At 49.2% G+C, this 25,286-nt stretch carries 16 protein-coding genes; 4 read left to right on the top strand and 12 right to left on the bottom strand.

Annotated elements, in window-relative coordinates; all coding sequences use genetic code 11:
• Positions 1 to 44: 44 nt before the first annotated feature.
• From DXB63_RS06875 to pnuC, 9 genes are all read right to left on the bottom strand, one after another.
• A complete protein-coding gene (locus tag DXB63_RS06875) occupies positions 45 to 1,136 on the bottom strand; it encodes a transglutaminase domain-containing protein (protein ID WP_158563650.1) in 1,092 nt (363 codons plus the stop codon).
• Positions 1,137 to 1,212: 76 nt separating this feature from the next.
• A complete protein-coding gene (carB, locus tag DXB63_RS06870; RefSeq protein ID WP_122125660.1) occupies positions 1,213 to 4,458 on the bottom strand; it encodes a carbamoyl-phosphate synthase (glutamine-hydrolyzing) large subunit in 3,246 nt (1,081 codons plus the stop codon).
• A gap of 28 nt (positions 4,459 to 4,486) precedes the next feature.
• Positions 4,487 to 4,894 carry an endonuclease domain-containing protein gene (locus DXB63_RS06865; protein WP_122125659.1) on the bottom strand — a complete coding sequence of 136 codons (408 nt, stop codon included), beginning with the start codon at positions 4,892 to 4,894 and terminating at the stop codon, positions 4,487 to 4,489.
• Positions 4,895 to 5,198: 304 nt separating this feature from the next.
• Positions 5,199 to 6,353 carry a glutamine-hydrolyzing carbamoyl-phosphate synthase small subunit gene (carA, locus tag DXB63_RS06860; RefSeq protein WP_122125658.1) on the bottom strand — a complete coding sequence of 385 codons (1,155 nt, stop codon included), beginning with the start codon at positions 6,351 to 6,353 and terminating at the stop codon, positions 5,199 to 5,201.
• A gap of 184 nt (positions 6,354 to 6,537) precedes the next feature.
• Positions 6,538 to 8,421, bottom strand: a complete 1,884-nt coding sequence (locus DXB63_RS06855; RefSeq protein WP_122125657.1) for an amidophosphoribosyltransferase — start codon at positions 8,419 to 8,421, stop codon at positions 6,538 to 6,540.
• A gap of 325 nt (positions 8,422 to 8,746) precedes the next feature.
• Entirely contained in the window at positions 8,747 to 9,250 is a 504-nt protein-coding gene (locus DXB63_RS06845; protein ID WP_122125734.1) for an RNA polymerase sigma factor, read from the bottom strand.
• 98 nt (positions 9,251 to 9,348) lie between these two features.
• On the bottom strand, positions 9,349 to 9,996 hold the full coding sequence (pdxH, locus tag DXB63_RS06840; RefSeq protein ID WP_122125655.1) for a pyridoxamine 5'-phosphate oxidase: 648 nt from the start codon (positions 9,994 to 9,996) through the stop codon (positions 9,349 to 9,351).
• A gap of 59 nt (positions 9,997 to 10,055) precedes the next feature.
• Complete coding sequence (locus tag DXB63_RS06835) at positions 10,056 to 10,700, bottom strand: thiamine diphosphokinase (protein ID WP_122125654.1); 645 nt, start codon at positions 10,698 to 10,700, stop codon at positions 10,056 to 10,058.
• Positions 10,693 to 11,265 (bottom strand): nicotinamide riboside transporter PnuC, encoded by a 573-nt coding sequence (pnuC, locus tag DXB63_RS06830; protein ID WP_122125653.1) that lies wholly within the window; start codon positions 11,263 to 11,265, stop codon positions 10,693 to 10,695. The genes DXB63_RS06835 and pnuC overlap by 8 nt, the downstream gene beginning before the upstream one ends.
• Positions 11,266 to 11,434: 169 nt before the next feature.
• Between pnuC and DXB63_RS06825 the strand changes: the two genes are divergently transcribed.
• Positions 11,435 to 12,475, top strand: a complete 1,041-nt coding sequence (locus DXB63_RS06825; RefSeq protein ID WP_122125652.1) for a TQO small subunit DoxD — start codon at positions 11,435 to 11,437, stop codon at positions 12,473 to 12,475.
• 31 nt (positions 12,476 to 12,506) lie between these two features.
• Here the strand turns inward: DXB63_RS06825 and glmS are convergent, their stop codons facing one another.
• Positions 12,507 to 14,351: a glutamine--fructose-6-phosphate transaminase (isomerizing) gene (gene glmS, locus DXB63_RS06820; RefSeq protein ID WP_122125651.1), complete on the bottom strand. Its 1,845-nt coding sequence runs from the start codon at positions 14,349 to 14,351 to the stop codon at positions 12,507 to 12,509.
• Between the two features lie 255 nt (positions 14,352 to 14,606).
• Between glmS and DXB63_RS06815 the strand changes: the two genes are divergently transcribed.
• From DXB63_RS06815 to DXB63_RS06800, 3 genes are all read left to right on the top strand, one after another.
• Positions 14,607 to 15,362: a hypothetical protein gene (locus DXB63_RS06815; protein ID WP_122125650.1), complete on the top strand. Its 756-nt coding sequence runs from the start codon at positions 14,607 to 14,609 to the stop codon at positions 15,360 to 15,362.
• A gap of 921 nt (positions 15,363 to 16,283) precedes the next feature.
• Positions 16,284 to 20,825: a glutamate synthase large subunit gene (gene gltB, locus DXB63_RS06805; RefSeq protein ID WP_122125648.1), complete on the top strand. Its 4,542-nt coding sequence runs from the start codon at positions 16,284 to 16,286 to the stop codon at positions 20,823 to 20,825.
• 165 nt (positions 20,826 to 20,990) lie between these two features.
• Positions 20,991 to 22,397 carry a glutamate synthase subunit beta gene (locus DXB63_RS06800; RefSeq protein ID WP_122125647.1) on the top strand — a complete coding sequence of 469 codons (1,407 nt, stop codon included), beginning with the start codon at positions 20,991 to 20,993 and terminating at the stop codon, positions 22,395 to 22,397.
• A gap of 57 nt (positions 22,398 to 22,454) precedes the next feature.
• Here DXB63_RS06800 and DXB63_RS17900 read toward each other — a convergent pair whose 3' ends face one another.
• Together DXB63_RS17900 and DXB63_RS06795 are read right to left on the bottom strand one after the other, a co-directional pair.
• Positions 22,455 to 22,601 carry a hypothetical protein gene (locus DXB63_RS17900; RefSeq protein ID WP_158563649.1) on the bottom strand — a complete coding sequence of 49 codons (147 nt, stop codon included), beginning with the start codon at positions 22,599 to 22,601 and terminating at the stop codon, positions 22,455 to 22,457.
• A gap of 155 nt (positions 22,602 to 22,756) precedes the next feature.
• Positions 22,757 to 25,096, bottom strand: coding sequence for a leucine-rich repeat domain-containing protein (locus tag DXB63_RS06795; RefSeq protein ID WP_122125646.1), 2,340 nt, complete (start codon positions 25,094 to 25,096; stop codon positions 22,757 to 22,759).
• Positions 25,097 to 25,286: the final 190 nt, after the last annotated feature.

The raw sequence follows: 25,286 nt of genomic DNA, 5'->3' as shown, positions 1-25,286 counted from the left end.
CATGATATACAAAACAATAGCTATAGTTCTAACATGCTTCCCTTTCAAGGCTTTAGAAACAATGATTTACGATTCTCCAACGGAGTACTGTAATAGGTATCCAAAAACGCTTGGTGTTTCCCGACTTCTGCATGAAGAGTGATAATCTGCCGTTTTAAATTCGCCACAGCCGTAGCAATCTCACCCTCATTCATCCTGATAATAGAAAGATTATACAAGGCTTTCCCAATATTTTCATCACAAACAGTAAGCATACCCCGTACTTCACTTTCCTCTTTTTCAGGCACAAAGGTGGCATTGCGATAATGAATGAAGCGATTCAACTGTTCTACACTGCTATTGTAGAGTTTAACGGTTTCATTAAAAAGCACAACATCGTTATTATAACTATCAACCGATATGTTATGATCATTCAATGCAATCTTCTCCTCCACTAACCGGTTGGGAGTGCCATTGGCACGCATACGCCTCGTTTCATCCAGCAAGTATGTCCGTTCGTCACCGCGTTCATACACAGCCAATGTATCCCGCCAATTGAAATAGACACTATCCATACGTATTGTTTCCGCTACATCAAATTCCGGATAAGTCAAAGGATAATCCAAGAACTGCCAAAGAGGATCGAAAGGCATATGTGACTGAATCAACTCTTGCGGCAACACTCTGAAGTAGGCCCCATTAAAGTGTTGTACCTGCTTCTTGGTCTTCTCATCACGATAACCCGAAGCCCATGTCGGATCATAGAAATACCAATCATCACCGACCTGTGCAGCCACCCACTGGTGGGAATCGTCCATCACCTTACCATATTTTTTGGTATAGCCGCTCACCGTATAACTTTTCACACCCAGCTTTCCGGCTATCTCGTGAAATAACCCGGCAAACTGAAAGCAGACTCCCCGCCTCTCCTTCAGTGCATGACTGACAAGAGCATCCACATCCTTTTCCTGCTCCGTCAGTTTAAGCATACTGAGATCATAACGAATGTTATAGGCAAGCCATGTATAGACAGCACGCAGTTTATCATCTGTAGTAGTAAAGTGACGGTTGATATAACTTGCTATCGCTTCTGTGGAATGCGTCCGGGCATCAGGTATGGCAAGAGCAAGACTATCAACAGTCCGATATTCTTCCATATCCTGTGCTCGAGAATATAAACAGAAGACAATAGCAAATAATAGCACATATAATCGTGGCATAAACCTCTCCTTCCTACTTATACTCATCCCATGATTTAATAGCCAAATCATCCACGCTCAACGTGCAGAACGCATTGATGAAAGCGCTTGCCAATCTTGGATTCGTTATCAACGGAACATTCAAGTCGATGGCGGCGCGGCGTATTTTATAACCATTATCGAGCTCGCCGGCAGTAAGGTTCTTGGGTATATTCACGACCATGTCAATCTCCTTGCGATGGAGCATATCCAATGCTTGCGGTTGTCCTTCTTCACTCGGCCAGTAGACTAAAGTGCTCTCTATACCGCTTTCGGCAAGGGTTTGGTGTGTACCTTTAGTGGCAAATAACTTATAACCTTTCTGCTGTAAAAGTCTTGCGGCATCCATCATATCGGCTTTTTGCTTCATATTACCTGTGGAGAGCAGAATGTTCTGCTTCGGGATGCGATAGCCTACGGAAAGCATCGCCTTGAGAATGGCACAAGATGTGTCACTACCGATACAACCCACTTCACCTGTACTCGCCATATCCACACCAAGTACCGGGTCAGCCTTCTGCAAACGGTTGAAAGAGAACTGACTTGCCTTGATACCTACATAATCCAGTTCGAAGATATTCTTGTTGGGCTTCTCTACGGGGATGCCAAGCATTACCTTAGTAGCAAGCTCGATGAAGTTCAGCTTCAGCACCTTGCTCACAAACGGGAACGAACGGCTGGCACGTAGGTTACACTCAATCACCTTTATGTCATTGTCCTTCGCCAAGTATTGAATGTTGAACGGACCGGAGATATTCAATTCTTTAGCTATCTGACGAGAGATATTCTTGATGCGACGCACCGTCTCCACATAAAGTTTCTGTGGCGGGAACTGTATCGTAGCGTCACCAGAGTGTACGCCGGCAAACTCAATATGTTCGCTGATAGCATAAGCTATAATCTCTCCCTTATCTGCTACAGCATCCATTTCCACCTCTTTGGCATGCTCGATAAACTGGCTAACCACTACCGGGTGCTTCTTGCTAACGTTGGCAGCGAGACGAAGGAAACGTTCCAGTTCCTCTTGATTAGAGCAAACGTTCATCGCTGCACCGCTAAGTACATAGCTGGGACGCACAAGGACGGGGAAACCCACCTTTGCCACAAACGCATTGATGTCCTCCATCGAAGTAAGTGCACTCCATTCTGGTTGGTCTACACCGATGCGGTCGAGCATGGCAGAGAACTTGTCACGGTCTTCGGCATTGTCAATACTCTTAGCGGTAGTGCCGAGTATGTTCACCTGCTGGGCATCGAGACGCATGGCAAGGTTATTCGGAATCTGACCTCCGGTGGACACGATAACACCGTGCGGGTTCTCAAGTTCAAGGATGTCCATCACCCGTTCAAAGGTAAGTTCGTCGAAATAGAGACGGTCGCACATATCGTAGTCGGTCGACACGGTTTCGGGATTATAGTTAATCATTACACTGCGCCAACCCTCCTTACGGATCGTGTTCAACGCTTGCACACCACACCAGTCGAACTCCACGCTGGAGCCGATGCGATAAGCACCCGAACCAAGCACAACAATGGAACGATGGTCGCCCAAGTAAGTGACGTCATTCTCTGTGCCGTTATATGTCAGATAGAGATAATTAGTCTGCGCAGGATATTCGGCAGCAAGGGTATCTATCTGCTTCACCACCGGAAGGATGCCGAGACTTTTGCGATAGGCACGAACTTTCAAAATAGCCTCCTCGCTATCCATGTGGTGGTCCAGACCGAGTGCACGGGCTATCTGGAAATCGGTAAAGCCCTGTCGCTTCGCTTTAGTTAAGAGGGAAGAAGGAAGAGTTAAGAGTGTTTCATCCCCTTTTACCTCTTCACTCTTACTCCTTAATTCATTGTCCGTATCCATGATGCCTTTCAGTTTCTGCAAGAACCACTTATCAATCATGGTAAGGTCATGTATCTGGTCTACGGTATAGCCGGCACGCATGGCTTTGGAGATAACGAAGATACGCTTGTCGGTAGGTTCATGGAGGGCTTTGTCAATGTCCTCTATAACCAGTTCCTTGTTCTCTACGAAGCCGTGCATACCCTGACCTATCATGCGAAGTCCTTTCTGGATGGCCTCCTCGAAGGTACGTCCGATGGCCATCACCTCGCCTACGGACTTCATGGAGCTACCCAACTCACGGTCTACGCCATGAAACTTACCCAAGTCCCAACGGGGTATCTTACAGACCACGTAGTCGAGGGCAGGCTCGAAGAACGCGCTGGTAGTCTTGGTCACGGAGTTCTTCAAGTCGAACAGCCCATAGCCTAAGCCCAACTTGGCAGCCACGAATGCCAACGGATAGCCGGTTGCCTTAGATGCCAATGCCGATGAACGGCTCAGGCGGGCGTTGACCTCAATGACGCGATAGTCTTCGCTCTCAGGGTCAAAAGCATACTGCACATTACACTCACCCACGATACCGATATGACGGATGATGCGGATGGCAAGCTCGCGCAGCTTGTGATATTCCTTGTTGGTAAGCGTCTGTGACGGAGCAATGACGATACTCTCACCCGTGTGGATGCCGAGCGGGTCGAAGTTCTCCATGTTGCAGACCGTAATACAGTTATCAAAGCGGTCGCGTACCACCTCATACTCTACTTCTTTCCAACCTTTCAACGACTTCTCCACCAACACTTGCGGGGAGAAAGAGAAGGCTTTCTCGGCAAGTATGTCGAGTTCCTGCTCGTTGTCGCAGAAGCCGGAACCAAGTCCGCCGAGTGCGTATGCAGCGCGGATGATGACGGGATAACCAAGTTCGGCAGCCGCACGACGGGCATCCTCGATATTCTCCACCGCTTCGCTCTTGATGGTTTTCACATCGATCTCGTCGAGCTTACGAACAAACAATTCACGGTCTTCCGTATCCATGATTGCCTGCACGGGGGTACCAAGCACTTTCAGGTTATACTTCTCCAAGATACCTTCTTTGTAGAGTGCCACACCGCAGTTCAATGCCGTCTGTCCGCCGAATGCCAGCAGGATACCTTCGGGACGTTCCTTCTCTATGACCTTCTCCACGAAATAGGGGGTCACGGGCAGGAAGTAAACTTTATCCGCCACACCTTCGGAGGTCTGCACCGTTGCGATATTCGGATTGATGAGGATGGTTTCCAGCCCCTCCTCTTTCAACGCCTTGAGTGCCTGCGAGCCTGAATAGTCAAACTCTCCCGCCTCGCCTATCTTCAGCGCACCGGAACCTAACAGCAGGACTTTCTTTATGTTCTTGTCTTTCATATCTTTTTATTATTTTATTATTTACTATTTAAACTCCTCCTCTGTTCATAGAGGAGGTGGCGCGTAAGCGACGGAGGAGTTCTTCACGTATTTCTTCAACCACACGTTCCGGATAGTCAAACACCTCGCTATTCTCAAAACGTATTACCTTTATATTAAATCGTTCCTTCAAATAAAGCGTCCGTTCCTCATCAGAATAAGCAGCCCCGGCTTGATTGTGCACCTCGCCATCCAGTTCGATGGCTAAACGTACTTGCGGACAATAGAAGTCGAGGATATAGTTGTCGACACTGAACTGACGACGAAACCTCACACCTTCCACCTGATTATTCTTGAGCATCTTCCACAACATCACCTCCGCCGGAGTACTTTCCTTACGTAATTGACGGCGTTGTTCCTGCAGATGCGGTTGGTTTGTATGGTTGTTATTATCCATTATATATTCATTCGTTACTTTTGTTCGAGAAACTCTCTACTTTAAGAACTCCCTCCCCCCTACGGGGTACTCCCTCTATAAACAGAGGGAGAGCTTAGGTCTCAGACCCTTTTGTTTCGCCAAGCGATGATAACCAAAGCTATCCAAAGCTCCTCCTCTGTTTATAGAGGAGGTTGTGCAAAGCGACGGAGGAGTTCCCCTCTTTTAGTTTGGTCGACCGAAACGTATGTGTTCTGGGGTACCGAAACGTATGTGTTTCGGGGTATCGATACACGTACGTTTCGGGGTACCGGTACACAGGCGTTCATAGCAACCGGACAAATTCATCGAACAGGAACTCGGTATCCGTAGGTCCTGACGCGGCTTCCGGATGAAACTGTGCCGAGAACCATGCATTGCGCTTGTGGCGAATGCCCTCGTTGGAACCATCATTCATATTGGTAAACAGGGGTTCCCAATCTTCGCCCAATGTTTTATTGTCTACTGCATAGCCGTGATTCTGACTCGTGATGAAGCAGCGGTTGGTTCCCTCCATGCGCACAGGTTGGTTGTGACTGCGGTGTCCGTATTTCAATTTGTATACGCTCGCACCACCCGCTTTGGCAAGCAACTGATTGCCCATGCAAATACCGAAGATGGGGAGTTTCTCGTTCTGCATCGCCTTGCGGATATTCTGTACGGCAGCATCGCAGGTATCAGGATCACCCGGACCATTGCTGATGAACAATCCGTCGAACTCCAATCCGTTGAAGTCGTAATCCCAAGGCACACGAATCACCTCTACGCCGCGCTTCAACAGGCAGCGAATAATATTCGCTTTTACACCGCAATCCACAAGCACTACTCTCTTCTTCTGTTGAGAATTGAAAGTTGAAAGTTGAGAGTTAAGCTCGGCTGTGGGAGTGTCGATGCTGTAAGCATAGCTTTCACCTCCGGCATAGACAATGATGTCCTTGCAACTCACACGGTCTACATAGTTAATATCCTCATAACTCTCCACTTTCAACTCTCCGCTCTCCACTTCTTCAAACACAATACGTCCCATCATCACTCCGTGTTCGCGGAGTTTTTTAGTGAGCGCACGAGTATCAATACCTGTAATGCCCGGTATCTGTTCGCGTTTCAACCATTCGGCAAGGCTCTCTTTAGCGTTCCAATGGCTGTACTCCTCCGAGTAGTCTGCCACGATGATGGCCTCGGCATGTATCTTCGCGCTTTCCATAAAGGTGGGGATTCCGTCCGCTTCGATGGTGAACGGAGGTACTCCGTAATTACCCACCAACGGATAAGTCAGGGTCATCAACTGCCCTGCGTAAGAAGGATCTGTCAGGCTCTCGGGATAACCCGTCATGGCCGTATTGAACACCACTTCTCCGGCTACCGGCTTCTCGTAGCCAAACGACTTACCGCTGAATCGGCTCCCGTCGTCGAGGATTAAGGTTACATCTTTTTGTTGCATTACTCCTTTATATATGTTATATTATTGTTATTCTTACTTCCTTCAAAACCGATGGTTCGCGGATAACGCGGATTGAGCTGATTTACACGGATCTGTTAAATCCGTATTCATCTGATTGATCCGCGTTATCCGCGAACCAAGCTCTTAGACATCGTTTGGCGAAACAGAAGGGTCTGTGACTCTCCTAGAACTGATACACCTTCTCGATATAATTGATAAACGCCCGGTTGAGCAACTTCACCCCACCCGGAGTAGGGTAATCACCGGAGAAGTACCAATCCCCCTTGTGCGTAGGGCAAGCCCTGTGCAAACCTTCAAGCGTCTGATAGACAATCTGTACCTTTGCCTGAGTTCCGGCAGGAGTAAGCATTTCCACCATCTTGGCAGAAATCTCATCATCCGTAAAAGGTGCGTATATCTCTTTCACATAGTTCACCATCTGCTCCTTCGGCAATGACTCCTGATCCTTGCTCTTGCGATAAGCTGCGGCGATAATATCTTTCATATCCCGTTCTTTCAACAGTTCGATGGCAGCACGGAAAGCGATGAACTCACTCATACGTGCCATATCAATACCATAATAATCAGGGTAGCGCACCTGTGGCGACGAACTCACGATGACAATCTTCTTCGGATGCAGACGGTCGAGAATGCCGATGATGCTTTGCTTCAAGGTTGTACCGCGTACGATACTGTCGTCGATGATAACGAGGTTGTCCTTATAAGGCTCGAGACTGCCATAAGTGATATCGTACACATGGGCGGCAAGGTCATTCCGGCTGTTGCCTTCGGCGATGAACGTGCGAAGTTTGATGTCCTTGATAGCCACCTTCTCACTACGGATACGCCACGATAATATCCGTTCCAATTCTTCATGATCCGGGTTGTGACCGAGTGCCTCTATCTCCTTTACTTTCTGCTCGTTCAGGTAGTTATCAAACCCCTCGAGCATACCGTAAAAGGCTGTTTCCGCCGTATTGGGAATGAATGAGAACACTGTATGCTTCACATCATGACCAACAGCTTTCAAGATAGGTTCCACCAGCTGTTCACCGAGTTGCTTTCTCTCCTTATATATATCCATATCACTACCACGACTGAAGTAGATGCGTTCAAATGAGCATGCCTTGTACTCTTTCGGTTTATTAATTTGTGCCAGACGCATCTTGCCTGCTTTGTTGAGGAAGAATGCCTGACCGGGTTGCAATTCCTTAATGGATTCTGCCGATACATTCAATGCCGTCTGTATCACAGGACGTTCGGAAGCAAGCACCGCAATCTCGTCGTCCATATACCAAAATGCCGGACGAATTCCCCAAGGGTCACGCACAGCAAAAGACTCTCCGCTACCCGTCAATCCGCAGATGACATAGCCGCCGTCCCATATCTGGCTCGACTTCTTCAGTACGTTGGCAAGGTCGATATTATCTTCAATGGCATTAGTAATCTCCATCCCCCGCAAACCCTCGTCCTCAAACTTCCGGTAAAGACGTTCCACTTCACGGTCAAGGCGATGCCCCACCTGTTCCAACATGATGTACGTATCGGCATACTTGCGCGGGTGTTGCCCGATGGCAGTAATCTGTTCGAATATATCTTCCACGTTCGTCATATTGAAGTTACCGCACAAGGCAAGGTTTTTAGCCCGCCAGTTATTGCGCCGCAAGAAGGGGTGTACGTAAGACAGACCACTCTTTCCGGTAGTGCTGTAACGCAAATGCCCCATGTAGACCTCTCCGGCAAAAGGCAGGCAACGTTTAGCATAATCGGCATCTGCCAATTGCTCCGGTGTAAGACCTTTAAAATTGCTTCCTACCGTATCGAATATCTCGGTGATGGCTCCCGCCCCCATGGCACGTTCGCGAAACATATATTCTTCGCCGGGATTTGCTTGCAGTTTCACACAGGCAAGTCCGGCTCCCTCCTGCCCGCGGTTATGCTGTTTCTCCATCAAGAGGTAGAGCTTATTGAGCCCATACATCCATGTACCGTATTTCTGCTGATAATATTCCAGTGGTTTCAGCAAACGTATCATTGCCACACCACATTCATGTTTCAAGGATTCCATTGTTATTATGTATTAAGTGAGGAGAATCGGAATAAATAAAAGGAAAGGAAATAAAAGCAACCGGGAAGAAAGAAGAAGTAGGAAAAAAGGGAAAGGAACAGGAAACGGAACGAAAAAGAACAAATACGCCGACTTCCGCTATTGGCGGAGTAGGCAGTTTCCGTTTATCCCTATTGCCTACAGTACTTCGCATGGCTGTTGATATGTATATTTCATTTCGACTGCAAATATACAAACTATCAGTTAAATTTGAGCAAGAGATTCCTTAAATATTTGTTATAGCATAGTGAAATTTTATTAGGAAATCTCGTGCCCGGACTTGTACTCAGACAAAGTCTTTCAGCTCCACCTGAAGTTTCCCACGTATGAAATGCAAGCGACTCTTGACCGTCCCGATAGGAAGTCTCATCTTATCGGCGATCTCCCTGTATTTGAAGCCCGAAGCAAACATAAAGAAGGGCTTTTTATACTCCTTCGGCATGGAATTAAGTACACGTTGCAGCTCTTTCAGATCATAAATCGTATCAAAGCGGTCGGCATCGGGACTCAGCAGGGTATGTTTCAGATATTCGTCATATTCCGGTGTGGTCAGCATCACCTCATGTGCCGACTTTCTGAAGTTATTGATAAAGATATTGCGCATGATTGTGTACATCCATGCCCTGAAATTATCCGTCATCACCAGTTTCTCTCTATTGCTAAAGGCTTTAAGGTTGCACTCCTGCAACAAATCGTTTGCCGAATCATAATCGGTAGTCAACTTATAGGCAAAACGATATAACTCTGCCTGCATACCAACGACTCTCTCATTAAAATTGAAGTTCTCCATCATCTTATTACCTTTCTATATTATGTGTATGCAAAGGTCGATGATTTAAGTCTGTAAACCAATGGCTATTTTGCCGTATAAGTTAGCAATTCTTCCCTTTATGGTGCCAACCTCTCCTTTTTCCAGTTCCCGTCGGCAAGTCGAGTGTATAATATACGGTCGTGCAAACGGTTCTCTCTGCCTTGCCAGAACTCCATTCGAGTGGGTGTGACAGCAAAACCGCCCCAATTATCCGGACGCTTCACCTCTTGCCCTGCCAAGCGGATCGCTTCACGAGCAAAAGCACGAATAATACCAATGCGACCGTCTATCACTTTACTTTGAGGTGAGATTCGTGCCCCTATCCTGCTTTTATAAGGACGGCTCGCAAAGTAGGCATCCGATTCCTCCGGTGAGCACTTCTCCGCCTTACCTTCGATGTGCACCTGCCTCTCCGGCTTATGCCACACAAAAGAGAGTGAGATGTACGGATTAGCCGCCAACTGCTGTCCTTTACGACTCTCATAGTTGGTATAGAAAATAAATTTACCGTCTTCCACACCTTTCAGCAAAACAGTACGTGTAGAAGGATGTCCTTCGGGAGAGACAGTTGCCACAATCATAGCGGTAGGTTCTTCCTCTTCTATCGCAACAGCCTCGTCCAGCCATTCGTCGAATTGTGTAAAAGGATTGTCGGAAACACTGCATTTTGTCAGCTTCCCTTTGGTATATTCACGTCGGATTCCGGAGATTTCATTCTGTTTCATATTCGTTCAAGCTACTATATAAATACAGACAATCTACCCTCCCTATTTGTTTAGACAAACTATGGGATATATGTCCGAAAGACAAGAATCTTCCCATCCGTCAGGATTGTGAAGTTCCCTCCGGCAGCTTCGTTCAGCGTACCTTGCCACCAGTTGGTAAAGACCGACAAAGGATAAATCAGCCCCCGCGCGGATAACGATGTACAACCACCCATGTTAAAGACAGATACTTGCTCACCGGGGTAACTCTGAAACTCTGCATTTCCTTTTACCGGAGTAAAGACACCGTAATTCGTTAGCATACTGACGGTAGCCAAATCCATGTAGTCCATCAGCAAACTGATGTTTCCCAGTGTATGATCCTCGCGTTTACCCGTTGCACCGAGTATCAGGATATTCCTACGCCCTTGCGAGAGACAGAAACGGAAAGCCTTGCTCAGATCGTTCGTGTCCTGTTCCGCCTCACTGTGAATAAGCGAACCATACTGTTCCCTGACCTCCGGCAAGAGTGAATCACCATCACCGACAATGGCAACCGGCATCCGCCCCGAACGGATATACCGATTGGCTGCCCCGTCACAACAAACCACGTAAGGGCAGGCATCGAGTAACGCCACCACCAAGGGATGTACAGGAAAATCACCGTCGGCAAGAATGATCGTCTCCGGCACATCCGTCAAAGTCGGAAGAAGATATTTATCCATTTGTATCCACTGATTTCATGATTTGTCTCCATTTCATATATCCGAATACAGCTATCACGGCATACAGTCCATACAGCACGGAAGTGAAATAGAGTTCTTTATATATGTACAATCCGCAACTTACCACATCTACAACAATCCACACAAGCCATTGTTCCAAGTACTTATGTGCCAGCATCCACATGGCTACAAAACTCAGAGCTGTCGTAAAGCTGTCAAGCCAAGGTACGGTGCTGTCCGTAAATCTCACCAACACTTCCCCTATCACGAGAAACAAGGCGACAAACACCACCGCCATAGGCAGCCACCGGCAACAAGGAGTCTGTGTAATCTGCCGCTCTTCCTGCCGTGCAGGACGTCTTTGCCATATCACCCAACCATACACACCTGCTATCAGGTAGTAGAGGCTGATACCCGAATCGGCATATAGTCCCGCCTGATAGTACACCACAATATAGACGGCAGGCATAACGATTCCCGCCAACCATAGCCAGATACTTACTCTATATTCGAGCCATAAGTAAATCAACCCGATCAATGCGCCTATTATTTCAAGGTAGTTCATATAAATAAATAGTATATTGGATGGTAAAGGACGATATTTTTATCCTATTATGCAAGAAATATCCTTCTAATATACCCCATCAATAAGATTATTACTATCTTTAAAACAATTTAAAAGGCACAACTGTTAACTATAAAACACGTCTTATTAATTACCAATTATAAACAATATGACACAACAACAAGAAGAACAATGGAAAGCCTACACACTGGCCGGTATTTTTACTTTATCCCTGCGGCTGATTGTAGGATGGACGTATTTCTCCGCTTTCTGGAGAAGATTAGTACTTGAGAACAAATTGATTCCCGACACGGCCGGCTACATCGGAGAGAAATTCAACCACTTTCTTCCCAATTCACTGGGCATCAAACCGATAATCGAATATCTTGTCACTCACCCCGAACTGCTTTGGTGGGCGATGGTAGTTTTCACCCTTATAGAAGGCATCGTGGGACTACTTTATATGTTGGGGTTCTTCACCCGATTAATGAGTATCGGCGTATTCGGCCTTGCCTTCGGTATCCTGCTCGGCTCAGGATGGCTGGGTACTACTTGCCTTGACGAATGGCAGATAGGCATTTTGGGCGTTGCTGCGGGGTTCACTATTTTCCTCTCCGGAGGTGGCAGATTTTCGCTGGACAGGTTACTGTTCAGTAAAGCAACCTCACGTCCCCGTACACGATGGATGACGTGGATTACTTCCGGCAGATTGCCCGTCAGTATCAAAAACATTACACGTGTCTCTGTCATTGGGGCGGTGACGCTTTCGGCACTGACTTTATTCACCAACCAGAGTTTTCACAACGGCGTATGGGGTCCGTTGCACAACAAATCAGTAAAACCTATCGTAGAAATAACCGATGCACAACTTAATAACGGTACACTGTCATTCGAAATCTATCGTGTGGAGGGCGTCGATGTGTATGGTTCATTCCTTATCGGCATCACATTGAAAGACAAGGACGGACAAACAGTCTATCACAAAGACGGAGAGGAACTGGCGCAATTTCCGGTCAACGATATCCGCAACGAATATGTAGCCAAAGTTGCACCGGGAAAACACAGTCTCGTAATCCCCTTGGGAGCCAAAGCGGTGCTGACATGCAAGAACGCCGTACCAAAAGAACTGCCCGCAAGTAATTATGAGCTGGTACTCACAGACATTAGCGGAGCAACATGGACGAGCAACGTACAGGTGACGCCCAAGTAGCCCACCTGTACCGCATAATTTAACCGATTGATTATTCCACCGTCACGCTCTTTGCCAAATTACGGGGTTGGTCTACATCCTTACCCTTGCATACGGCAATATGATACGCCAATAGTTGCAAAGGCACGGTAGCTACCAGCGGATCGAGACATTCAATCGTCTTAGGCAGTTCGATATAGTCATCGGCCACCCGGCTGATGACTTCATCACCTTCGGTCACCAAAGCTATAACACGTCCCTTGCGCGCCTTTATCTCCTGAATATTGCTCAACACCTTTTCATACATACCGTTGTGCGTAGCGATAACTACCACCGGCATTTCGGCATCTACCAAGGCTATCGGGCCATGTTTCATTTCGGCAGCCGGATAACCTTCGGCATGGATATAGGATATTTCCTTTAACTTCAAAGCTCCCTCCAATGCTACGGGATAACTGTATCCGCGACCCAGATAAATAAAGTTGTGAGCGTAGGTGAACATTTTGGACAGCTCGGCTATCTTGTCGTTCATCTTCAAAACCTCTTTCATCTTACCGGGGATATGGTTCAGTTCCTTCACAATGCTTAGGAACAGCTCTTCGCTGATGCTCTGCTTTTCCTTTGCCAGTGTCAGGGCAAGCATAGTAAGTACCGTCACCTGTCCGGTGAAAGCTTTGGTAGACGCCACACCGATTTCAGGACCAACGTGAATATAGGAACCGGTATCCGTAGCACGGGGAATGGAAGACCCGATAGCGTTACAGATACCGTAAATAAATGCACCACGACTCTTGGCAAGCTCCACGGCAGCAAGTGTGTCCGCCGTCTCACCGCTCTGCGAAATGGCAATCACTACATCATCCGGATAAATCACCGGATCACGGTAGCGAAATTCGGAAGCATACTCCACTTCCACCGGAATACGGCAGAAGCTCTCTATGAGATGTTTGCCTATCAGGGCGGCATGCCACGACGTTCCGCAAGCCACAATGATAAAGCGGCGTGCCTTCAATAGTTTTTTCTTATAATCGATAACAGCAGACAAGACCACATTCGTACCTTCTACATTGATACGACCGCGCATACAGTCCATAATGCAATCCGGCTGCTCGAAGATTTCTTTTAGCATGAAATGCGGATAACCTCCCTTCTCCAATTGTCCGAGATTCAGTTCAACCGTTTTTACCTCCGGCTTCATCAGGACATTGTTCAGGTTCACCACCTTCAGTTCCTCTCCTCGCTTAATCACCGCAATCTCCTCATCCTCCAGATAAACCACCTTATCGGTATATTCCACAATAGGAGTCGCATCCGAAGCAAGGAAAAACTCATCCGCTCCGATACCTACCACCAACGGACTACTCTTGCGTGCAGCAATAATCTCGTCGGGATTACTTTTGTCGAGCACAGCAATGGCATACGCGCCAATCACTTCATGCAAGGCAAGCTGTACGGCGGTGAGCAAGTCGAGATGGTTTGTCACCTTGAAATATTCAATCAGTTGCACCAACACTTCCGTATCCGTGGTGCTACGGAAAGTATATCCTTTCTTTTGCAGTTTATCTTTCAACACGGCATAGTTTTCAATAATACCGTTATGAATAAGAGCAAGGTTTTCGGAAGAAGAGTAGTGAGGATGTGCATTTGCCTGACAAGGTTCGCCATGAGTAGCCCAACGGGTATGGGCTATGCCGATGGTACCGGAGATATCTTTTTGCGCTGCAAAGGCTTCCAGCTCGGACACTTTACCTTTCGCTTTATAGACGTTCAAGTCTTTGTTATCACTAATCAGCGCCACACCGGCACTGTCATAACCACGATACTCCAACCGCTTCAATCCCTTTATCAGAACAGGATAGGCTTTTCTGTTACCTATATAACCGACTATTCCACACATAAACTCCTAAATTTAGTTTCAGTTGCAAATATAGAAATATCCGGTTACTTATTGATAAGGTTCCGAATAAATAATCAACAAAAATATATAGAAAACATATAAACGTATCAATTTAACAGCAAAGCAAAGACATATCACGCCTTTTAGATACAAACTACAGTCAAAAAGAGGTAATATATTAATGTTTTTCTTTTTACCTCAATATATCTCGACAAAAGTATGTATGTTTGCATAAATAATCAATCTGTTACCTGTATGAAAAACAATATCAAAAAGAAGTTGCAATCCTTACTTCCCGGCAGAAGCTGGTGGGGCAACTTAATGTGCGGATTTCTGGGGTCTTGTCTTGGTATCATCGTTACTTTCGGAACATCGCAATATCTGGATAACCGTACGCAAAAGAAAATGGAGAGAAATTTATTAGTCCTGTCCATCGCAGACTTCGGTAATCAGATACATGATATGGAACGCTTGTACAACAAATTCCTATATGAAGACAGTATATACAACTACATTAATGAAAATGATGCCGAAGATATGCCGAAAGATTCGATAGACATCTGCCTGTCGACATTCCTGACCGCCGATATTTCCGTTATCACCATACCCACGAAAAATATTATCGACAGTAATAGCGAAATGCTTAAAAACATGACCGACCTTTCTTTGTTGGCCTTTATCAATAACAGTAAGGCGATAAAAGACGAATTCAGCAATGTAATAGCAGAAGACAAAAAGGAACGGGAAAAGGTGCTCTACAGTTTCATGGACAGGAAATCACTCAGTGATTACGAAAGAGCTCAGGAACTGATGGAAGCGTTGCAGGAGGCACCTTATACCGCTCACTATTTCCTGATGCACAAAGCGCACACGGTCGTGCTCGGTATGTTCACCAATATGTTGAAAAATATCAGACAGAACATCATTGAGCGAACAGGAATTACTGATGAAGAAATAAACAAAACCAAAGCCAATTTCACCTATTCGGAGCATCAAAAGATAGATTATTAATCAGTTATTCTTGCCTTCACGTCTTCACTTTTTGGACGAACATACTATGACACAAGTAATTGCAGTGAAGGCTGTTTTTTAGTTGAGAATTAAGAGTTGAGAATTGAGAGTTAAAGCTCCTCCTGCGTGTGTTAAAGCTCCTCCTCTGTTTATAGAGGAGGTGTCACGTAGTGACGGAGGAGTTCTTCCACTCTCAACTCTCAACTTAAAGAAAGAACTCCCTCCCCCTGCGGGTACTCCCTCTATAAACAGAGGGAGAGCTTTTTATCGCTTGTCACAAAAAGTTACTTTCACTGCAACTATTTATAAATCAGCGACGAAAGAATAAAAGTGATAAGGTGAAGGCAAATCAAAGTAAAAGTTGAAATAGCAGAATCAGCAAAACGAGCAAGCTAAAACGCCTAAGGGAGTGATGGCTTACGCTCCCGTAGATGTAAGCTATCGCCCCCTTGAGCGTTAGCCATCGCTCCCTTGTGCGTTAGGCAACGCTCCCTTAGGCAATTTATAAAATGATCTCGATGTTTCTCACAAACACCTTGATGTTTTAAAAAATCATCAGGTTGATTGAAAAAAACATCAGGTCGTTTGTTGACAAACATACGGTCGATTGATGACAAACTCCTATCGTTTGCAAATAAACGACCGTATGTTAAACAGTCACATAATCCATACAGTAATTATAAGGTAACCCTCTATTTTTCACAATCCACTTCTAACAATATAAAACACAATAGACTTAATTTACTTACAATCTATCACAATACCATACTTTCACAAGGCATATTGTAAGCAATCACCTACATACAGGTATTTTATTGCTTCCCCTTACCGTTTAATTCATAACAATATGAAAGATTATAGTTATCTTTGCCGTCAATTAGAAAGCAAATACAACGATTATCATACAATAGTGAAACAACCATGGTAAAAAGAGAACAATTTAACAGCGACGGAGGGGCTGTACCTTTCCAGCAGCAATGCAAAGGACTATATGATGCTGCAAATGAACATGACGCATGTGGAGTAGGTATGTTGGTGAACATCCACGGTAACAAATCACATGAAATAGTGGACTCGGCACTCAAGGTATTGGAGAATATGCGCCACAGAGGTGCGGAAGGGGCCGACAACAAAACAGGAGACGGAGCGGGTATCATGCTCCAAATTCCCCACGAATTTATCTTGCTGCAAGGCATCCCCGTACCGGAAAAGGGAAAGTACGGCACAGGATTGGTATTCCTGCCGAAAGACGAAAAGGAACAGGCGGACATCCTCAGTATCATGATCGACGAGATCGAGAAGGACGGACTGACGCTGATGCATTTGCGCAACGTACCCACCTGCCCGGAGATTCTCGGTAAGGATGCACTGGCAAATGAGCCGGACATCAAACAGGTATTCATTACCGGCAGTGCGGATGTGGAGAACCTCGAACGGCAGCTTTACCTCATCCGTAAGCGTATAGAGAAACGGGTAAGCAACCGCGACTTCTACATCGTGTCGCTATCGAGCCGTAACATTATCTATAAAGGGATGTTGTCATCACTGCAACTGCGGCATTACTATCCCGACCTAACGAACAGCTACTTCACAAGCGGGCTGGCATTGGTGCACTCACGGTTCAGCACCAACACATTCCCTACATGGAGCCTTGCACAGCCATTCCGCCTCTTGGCGCATAATGGTGAAATCAATACCATACGCGGCAACCGGGCATGGATGGAAGCAAGGGAGAGCGTGCTTTCCTCTCCCGCTCTCGGCGACATACGCACCATACGTCCTATCATTCAGGAGGGTATGAGTGACAGTGCTTCACTTGATAATGTATTGGAATTCCTTGTCATGTCGGGCATGAGTCTGCCACACGCCATGGCGATGCTCGTACCGGAATCGTTCAACGAGAAGAATCCTATCAGCGAGGATTTGAAGGCGTTTTATGAATATCACTCCATCCTGATGGAACCGTGGGACGGACCTGCGGCGTTGCTTTTCAGTGACGGACGTTATGCCGGAGGGATGCTGGACCGTAACGGTCTGCGTCCGGCGCGTTACCTTATTACCAACAACGATATGATGGTGGTGGCGAGCGAAGTAGGCGTGATGGACTTCGAGCCATCCGAGATTAAGGAGAAAGGACGCCTGCAACCGGGCAAGATACTGCTTATCGATACGGAGAAAGGCGAGATATACTATGACAGCGAATTGAAGAAGGAGCTTGCCGAAGCGAAACCTTACCGCACATGGCTAGCCAACAACCGTATAGAACTGGACGAACTGAAAAGCGGACGTAAGGTGGAGCATAAGGTAGAGCATTATGACTGCATGCTCCGTGCGTTCGGTTATTCGAAGGAGGACATCGCACGTATCCTTATCCCGATGAGCACCACCGGTGCGGAACCCGTCGCCTCTATGGGCAACGATACTCCGCTTGCCGTGTTGAGCGAGAAGCCGCAACTGCTCTACAACTACTTCCGTCAGCAGTTCGCACAAGTTACCAACCCGCCTATCGACCCCTTGCGTGAGGAGCTTGTCATGAGCCTGACGGAATACATCGGCGCGGTGGGTATGAATATACTCACCCCCAGCGAAGCGCACTGCAAGATGGTACGCCTCAACCACCCGGTATTGAGCAACGGACAGTTGGACATCCTGTGCAATATTCGCTACAAGGGCTTCAACACCATTAAGTTGCCTATTCTCTTTGAAGTGAGCAAAGGACGTGCAGGTATGCAGGAAGCCATCGCCAACCTGTGCAAACAGGCGGAGCAGTCGGTGACGGACGGGGTGAACTATATCGTACTCTCCGACCGCGATGTGGATGAGACGCATGCCGCCATACCATCGCTGCTTGCCGTGAGTGCGGTACACCATCACCTGATTTCCGTACAGAAGCGTGTGCAGACCGCCCTCATCGTAGAGAGCGGCGAGATACGCGAGGTGATGCACGCCGCCCTGTTGCTGGGTTTCGGCGCAAGTGCCATCAACCCTTACATGGCATTTTCCGTGCTGGACGACCTTGTGCGCAAGGGTGAGATACAGCTCAACTATGATACGGCGGAGAAGAACTACATCAAAGCCATCTGCAAGGGTCTGTTCAAGATCATGAGCAAGATGGGCATCAGTACCATACGTTCCTATCGCGGGGCAAAGATATTCGAAGCGGTAGGACTGAGCAGCGAACTGTCCGATGCTTATTTCGGAGGTATCAACTCCACCATCGGAGGTATACGGCTCGACGAGATAGCGAGGGATGCCGCCGCTTTCCATGAGGAAGCCTTCGGAGTGAAGGGTGAAGAATTAAGAATGAAGAATGAAGAGCTACTCCTCCCCGACAAAGGTATCTACGCTTACCGCAAAGACGGCGAACAGCACGCTTGGAATCCGGAGACGATAGCTACCCTGCAACTTGCCACCCGAACGGGGTCATATGCAAAGTTCAAGGAGTTCACTCGGCTGGTGGACGGAAAGGAAGTACCAATCTTCCTGCGTGACTTTCTTGGTTTCCGCAGCAACCCGATACCCATTGAGCAAGTAGAGCCGGTAGAGAATATCCTCCGTCGGTTCGTCACGGGAGCCATGTCGTTCGGTGCCATCAGCAAAGAAGCGCATGAGGCAATGGCACTCGCCATGAACAAGATAGGCGGACGAAGCAATACGGGTGAGGGCGGCGAGGATGCCGAACGCTTCACCGAGACACAAGACGGCATACCGATGCGCTCCGCCATCAAACAGGTGGCATCCGGACGGTTCGGAGTGACGGCGGAATACCTCGTCAATGCCGATGAAATACAGATTAAAGTGGCACAGGGCGCGAAGCCGGGTGAAGGCGGTCAGCTGCCGGGCTTCAAGGTGGATGAGGTGATAGCCAAAACCCGTCATTCCATTCCGGGTATCTCGCTCATCTCTCCCCCGCCCCACCATGACATATACAGCATCGAAGACCTTGCACAGCTCATCTTCGACCTGAAGAACGTGAACCCGCATGCCATCATCAGTGTGAAGCTCGTAGCGGAAAGTGGTGTGGGCACCATCGCCGCAGGGGTGGCAAAAGCAAAGGCCGACCTCATCGTCATCTCCGGTGCAGAGGGGGGAACAGGTGCATCGCCTGCTTCCTCCGTGCGGTATGCAGGTATCTCGCCGGAGCTGGGATTGAGTGAAACGCAACAGACGCTCGTACTGAACGGCCTGCGCGGACAGATGACGCTGCAAGTGGACGGACAACTAAAGACCGGACGGGACATTATCCTGATGGCGATGCTCGGTGCGGAGGAATACGGCTTTGCCACCTCCGCCCTGATCGTGCTGGGCTGTGTGATGATGCGCAAGTGCCACCAGAATACTTGTCCGGTAGGTGTGGCAACACAAGACCCCGAACTGCGCCGCCGCTTCCGTGGACGTTATGAATACTTGGTAAACTATTTCACCTTTCTCGCACAAGAGGTGCGCGAATACCTTGCCGAGATGGGTTTCACGAAGCTGGACGATATCATCGGGCACACGGAGCTTATCGATCGCAAGCCCGTCAAAGAGGGCGGCAAGTATGCCTTGCTGGACTTCTCCAAACTGCTCTACAAGGTGGACTCTCAGGCAGCTATCCGGCACGTCATAAACCAACAGCATAACATCGACCATGTGAAGGATGTCAGCATCATCGAAGCTGCACAAGATGCCATCAAGCAGGGCAAAGAGGTGTCATTGGAATATGCCATCGCCAATACCGACCGAAGCGTAGGTGCAATGTTGAGCGGTATCATAGCCGGAAAATACGGTGCGGCAGGATTGCCCGATCATACCCTGAACCTGAAGTTCAAAGGCTCTGCCGGGCAGTCGTTCGGTGCATTCCTGATGCGAGGCGTTACATTCCGCCTCGAGGGGGAAGCAAATGACTACCTCGGCAAGGGATTGAGTGGTGGTCTGATAGCCGTGAAGCCTCCCATCCGCAGTAACTTCGAGGCGGAACGGAACACCATTGCGGGCAATACATTGCTCTACGGCGCAACTTCCGGCGAGGTGTACATCAACGGACGGGTAGGCGAACGCTTCTGCGTGCGCAACTCCGGTGCAACGGCTGTCGTGGAGGGTGTAGGCGACCACTGCTGCGAATACATGACAGGTGGACGGGTGGTAGTGCTCGGACAGACGGGGCGCAACTTCGCCGCCGGTATGAGTGGCGGTGTGGCCTACGTGTGGAACCCGCGCGGCGACTTCGACTACTTCTGTAACATGGAGATGGTAGAGCTTTCGCTCATCGAGGAGACTAGCTACCGCAAGGAGCTGCACGAGCTGATTCGCACACACTACTTCTACACCGGAAGCCAGCTTGCCAAGACGATGCTCGACAACTGGGAACGCTATGTAGGCGAGTTCATTCAAGTAGTGCCCATCGAGTATAAACGGGTGCTGCAAGAGGAGCAGATGCGCAAGCTCCAGCAGAAGATTGCAGATATGCAGCGGGACTATTGATGGATTAATCAGCCTGAGAACAAGGTTCGCGGATGACACGGATCTGGCAGATTAGAACGGATGAACAGATTAAATCCGTCTGCATCCGCTCCATCAGCGTCATCCGCGTACCATCGGCATTCAGAATAAGAACAAGAACAACAACCCTATAACAACCAAATAACAATGGGAGACCCAAAAGCATTTATAACGATACCGCGTCAGGAGGCAGGATACCGCCCCCTGCACGACCGAATCCGTGACTACGGAGAAGTGGAACAAACCCTCAACAGTAACGAACGGCGCAAACAGGCATCGCGCTGCATGGACTGCGGCGTGCCCTTCTGCCACTGGGCATGCCCGCTCGGCAACAAGCAGTCCGAATGGCAAGACCTGCTCTACAAGGGCAAGTGGGAAGCGGCCTACCGGGTGCTGGAACAGACGTGCGACTTCCCGGAGTTTACCGGACGCATCTGTCCCGCCCTCTGTGAAAAGAGCTGCGTAGTACGCCTCTCCTGCGGGGATGCCGTCACTATCCGTGAGAACGAAGCCGCCATCATCGAAGTGGCATGGCGCGAAGGATATATCCGCCCGTTAAGCATCCGACGCAACGGCAAGAAGGTAGCCGTCATCGGTTCGGGTCCTGCGGGACTTGCCGTTGCCAACCGGCTCAACCGCAAGGGTTATGAAGTAACCGTCATCGAGAAGCATGAAGCCGCCGGAGGTCTGCTCCGCTATGGTATACCCAACTTCAAACTGCTCAAGGCCGTCATCGACCGCCGCATCACACTGATGGAGCAGGAAGGCATCCGCTTCCGCTATTCCACCGCCATCCCCCTCAAAGACAGGATAGAGAGAGGGAAGGATGGCAAGTTCATCTTCCCCACCCTGAAGGATGCCGAAGGGTTCGATGCCGTGTGCCTCTGCACCGGAGCCGAAACCCCGCGCGACCTTCCGATAGAAGGACGTGAACTGAAAGGTATTCATTTTGCCCTCGATATGTTGGCACAACAGAACAGGGTGTTGGCAGGCATCGCCTTCCCCAAAGAACAACTGGTGAATGCCAAAGGCAAACGGGTACTCGTCATCGGTGGCGGTGACACGGGGTCGGACTGCATCGGCACGAGTATCCGTCAGGGAGCCACGTTCGTCACCCAGATAGAAATCATGCCCCAACCCCCTGTAGGAGAAAACCCCGCCACCCCATGGCCCATGTATCCTCAGATACTCAAGACCACCAGCAGCCATGAAGAAGGTTGCACCCGCCGTTGGAGCCTCACCAGCAACCGCTTCATCGGTAAGAACGGCAAGGTGTGCGGCGTGGAAGTGGAAGAAGTGGAATGGCTACCGTCTGCTGACGGCTCACGCCCTGTGATGAAGCCCACCGGACGGAAAGAAATCATCGAGGCGGATATGGTATTGCTCGCCATGGGCTTCCTGCGCCCCGAACCGATGGAGCTGCCCGAAGGCGTGTTCATGGCAGGCGACGTGGCGAGCGGAGCGAGCCTTGTAGTCCGAGCCATGGCCGGCGGACGGCAGGTGGCGGAAGAGATGGATAGGTGGATGACACAAAAAACGCGGATTAGAGACTAAATCCTAACCCGCGTCATCTGCATTCCATCCCCCTCCTTATCGGGGAGGGGAGTTTACTCAGTCTCCCCAGAAGTTCTGACCGGAGTGCGTCTCGCTCTCGTCCATGTCCGGGTTCTTCACATCATCAGAATCTATCATGATGGCTTCACTGATCTCTATCTCTATGACTTCTATCGCAGGAGCGATGTATTCTATTATTTTCATATCGGTTATTGTTCTCAATATTATTACTCTTGTTCCTGTCCTCCCGCTTGAGCGGGGGTTAGGGGGTGTGTGAATCTTCCCTCACCGCTTGGCGAAACGGAAGGGTCTAAGACCCTCACACACCCCTCAATCCCCGCTCAAGCGGGGAGGCTTGATTACCTTACCACTTCCTTCACCCCGTTCACGATGTAGATGCCTCTGTCCAGACCATCCAATCGATGAGCGTATTCCTCAGCCGGGACAGTACGGAGCAAACGCCCGTCTATGCTGTATACATGACTGATGGCAGGCACTTCCTTAGTGCCGACGGAGGCACTGCGTATCCCCGTAACACCGCCGCCATCGCCTATCACCAATCTCGGGGCTTTCAAGGCATTGGCATTGTTTGCGGTGATGTAGGCACGGAAAGCATGTACGCCGCCACCGTCCGTGTAGAGGTCGAAGCTGCTGCCGTCCGCCTCATTGGTGAGCAGGTAGAGGTTGTCCGCCTGATAGTCGGCGAGTGTGCCGTACATGGTGTAGGCACCCGCCTGCTCGGTCTGCTCGGGGGTGGCGGGGATGACGGCATCCGTTGCGCTGACGAGCGTCACCGTCTTGCCTTCCAAGCTTGCATCGCCGAACGTATTGCCAGGCAGGGCTACGAGGTAGGGAGTGTAGGCCTGCACCGTACCGGTGGAGGTCATGGTGAGTGTACCTGTAGTGCTGCCGGTAAGGGTTTTGAGGATGTAGTCGCCGTCCGCACCTCCGGTGGCGGGGGTAAGAGGCGTATTATCGGCAGTGGCAGTAGCGGCGAAGGGCAGGTAGAGGGTGTTCCAGCCGCCGGTCTTGGTGGCGTACTTCCACGTGCGGGTGTAGGTCATGGTGTGCCCGTCCATTGAGAATGCCTGCGGGCAGTGAAAGGGCTTTTCGTCCGTCAGGGTGATGTCGGCAAGGGCTTTGCCGTCGGCAATGCAGTTTGTCCAATTGGTGGGGACGGTGGTTGTGCCTGCTGGCAGGTACTTCAGGCAGTTGGGGTCGGTGCCTTTGAATATATCCACTATATTATTAGTCGGCACGACTCCCAGCTCCACAGAGGTGAGGTTTGAGCAATTCTGGAAGGCATATCTGAAGTTATTCACATTGGTGAACTTCTCTAAGTTCGTGATGCTCGTCAATGCCGTGCATCCATCGAAGGTATAGTAGAAGCTGATGCTGGCATTGCTGGTGCCCGCCGGCAGGGTGATGCTCTCCAATGACGAGCAACCCTCGAAGGTCTGATCAAAGCTACCCACATTGGTGAACTTCTCTAAGTTCGTGACGCTCGTCAATGCCGTGCAGCCATCAAAGGCAACTGCGAAGCCGATGCTGGTATCGCTGGCGCCCGCCGGCAGGGTGACGCTCTCCAATGACGAGCAACCACAGAAGACCTTATCAAAGCTACTCACATTGGTGAACTTCTCTAAGTTCGTGATACTCTTCAACGATTTGCAGTCCAGGAAGGTACCTGAGAAGTTGATGCCAGGGGCATAGCTGGTGCCCTCCGGCAGGGTGATGCTCTCCAATGCCGTGCAACCATAGAAGGTGCGGAAAAAGTTATTCACATTGGTGAACTTCTCTAAGTTCGTGATGCTCGTCAATGCCGTGCATCCATCGAAGGTATAGGAGAAGCTGATGCTGGCATCGCTGGTGCCCGCCGGCAGGGTGATGCTCGTCAATGCTTTGCAACCCTCGAAGGTCGTCTCAAAGCTACTCACATTGGTGAACTTCTCTAAGTTCGTGACGCTCGTCAATGCCGTGCAGTTAGTAAAGGCAAGTGCGAAGTTGATGCTGGCATAGCTGGTGTCCGCCGACAGGGTGATGCTCTCCAATGACGAGCAATCATAGAAGGTCGTGTTAAAGCTACTCACATTGGTGAACTTCTCTAAGTTCGTGATGCTCTTCAACGATCTGCATCCATAGAAGGCACATGAGAAGTTGATGCCGGCATAGCTGGTGCCCGCCGGCAGGGTGATGCTCTCCAATGACGAGCAATCATAGAAGGTGCTGTAAAAGTAATTCACATTGGTGAACTTCTCTAAGTTCGTGATGCTCTTCAACGATTCGCAGTAATAGAAGGTACAGAAGAAGCTGATGCTGTTGGCATTATCCGCTTCGGGCAGGATGACGCTCGTGAGTGCCGTGCACTGCCGGAACAGGCTGGCGGCAGTAACCCCGTCACTCCATACGGCGGCGCTCATATCCACCGTGAGCAGAGTGCTGTTGTCGGTCTCGATGTTGCCGTCGCTCTTCAGGGCCGCCTGCAGGTTGGTTACTTGCGCCGCACTCCATGTGCCGGTCGCGGTGATGGTGGTGGCGGTGGATAGCGCACCGACGGCTTGCTCGGTGCTGAAGTCTATCGGGGATTGCGCGCCTTTGGCGGTAGTCCAGGCTACGGATTGCGCCCATGCGCTTGTTGCCATCGTTGCGCACAGGATTGCCGCAAGGGTGGTCTTTTTCAGTAATTCTCTTATGTTCATACTTATCTTGTTAATCAATCGATATTATTCGTTTATTTGCGCTCTAGCCGCGAGGTGCTCTTGTCCTCCCCCCCCTGCGGGGTACTCCCGCTACAAACGGAGGGAGAACTTTGGGCTACTCGCCCCCTATCATCGCTTGGCGAATCAAGAGAGGCTGTGCCTCCTCCCCCCTGTACGCTTACGTATATGT

The sequence above is a fragment of the Bacteroides sp. OM05-12 genome (assembly GCF_003438995.1).
GTDB lineage: Bacteria > Bacteroidota > Bacteroidia > Bacteroidales > Bacteroidaceae > Bacteroides.
The sequence above is the reverse complement of the archived record's forward strand: the minus strand, read 5'-3'. Positions and strand labels throughout refer to the sequence as shown.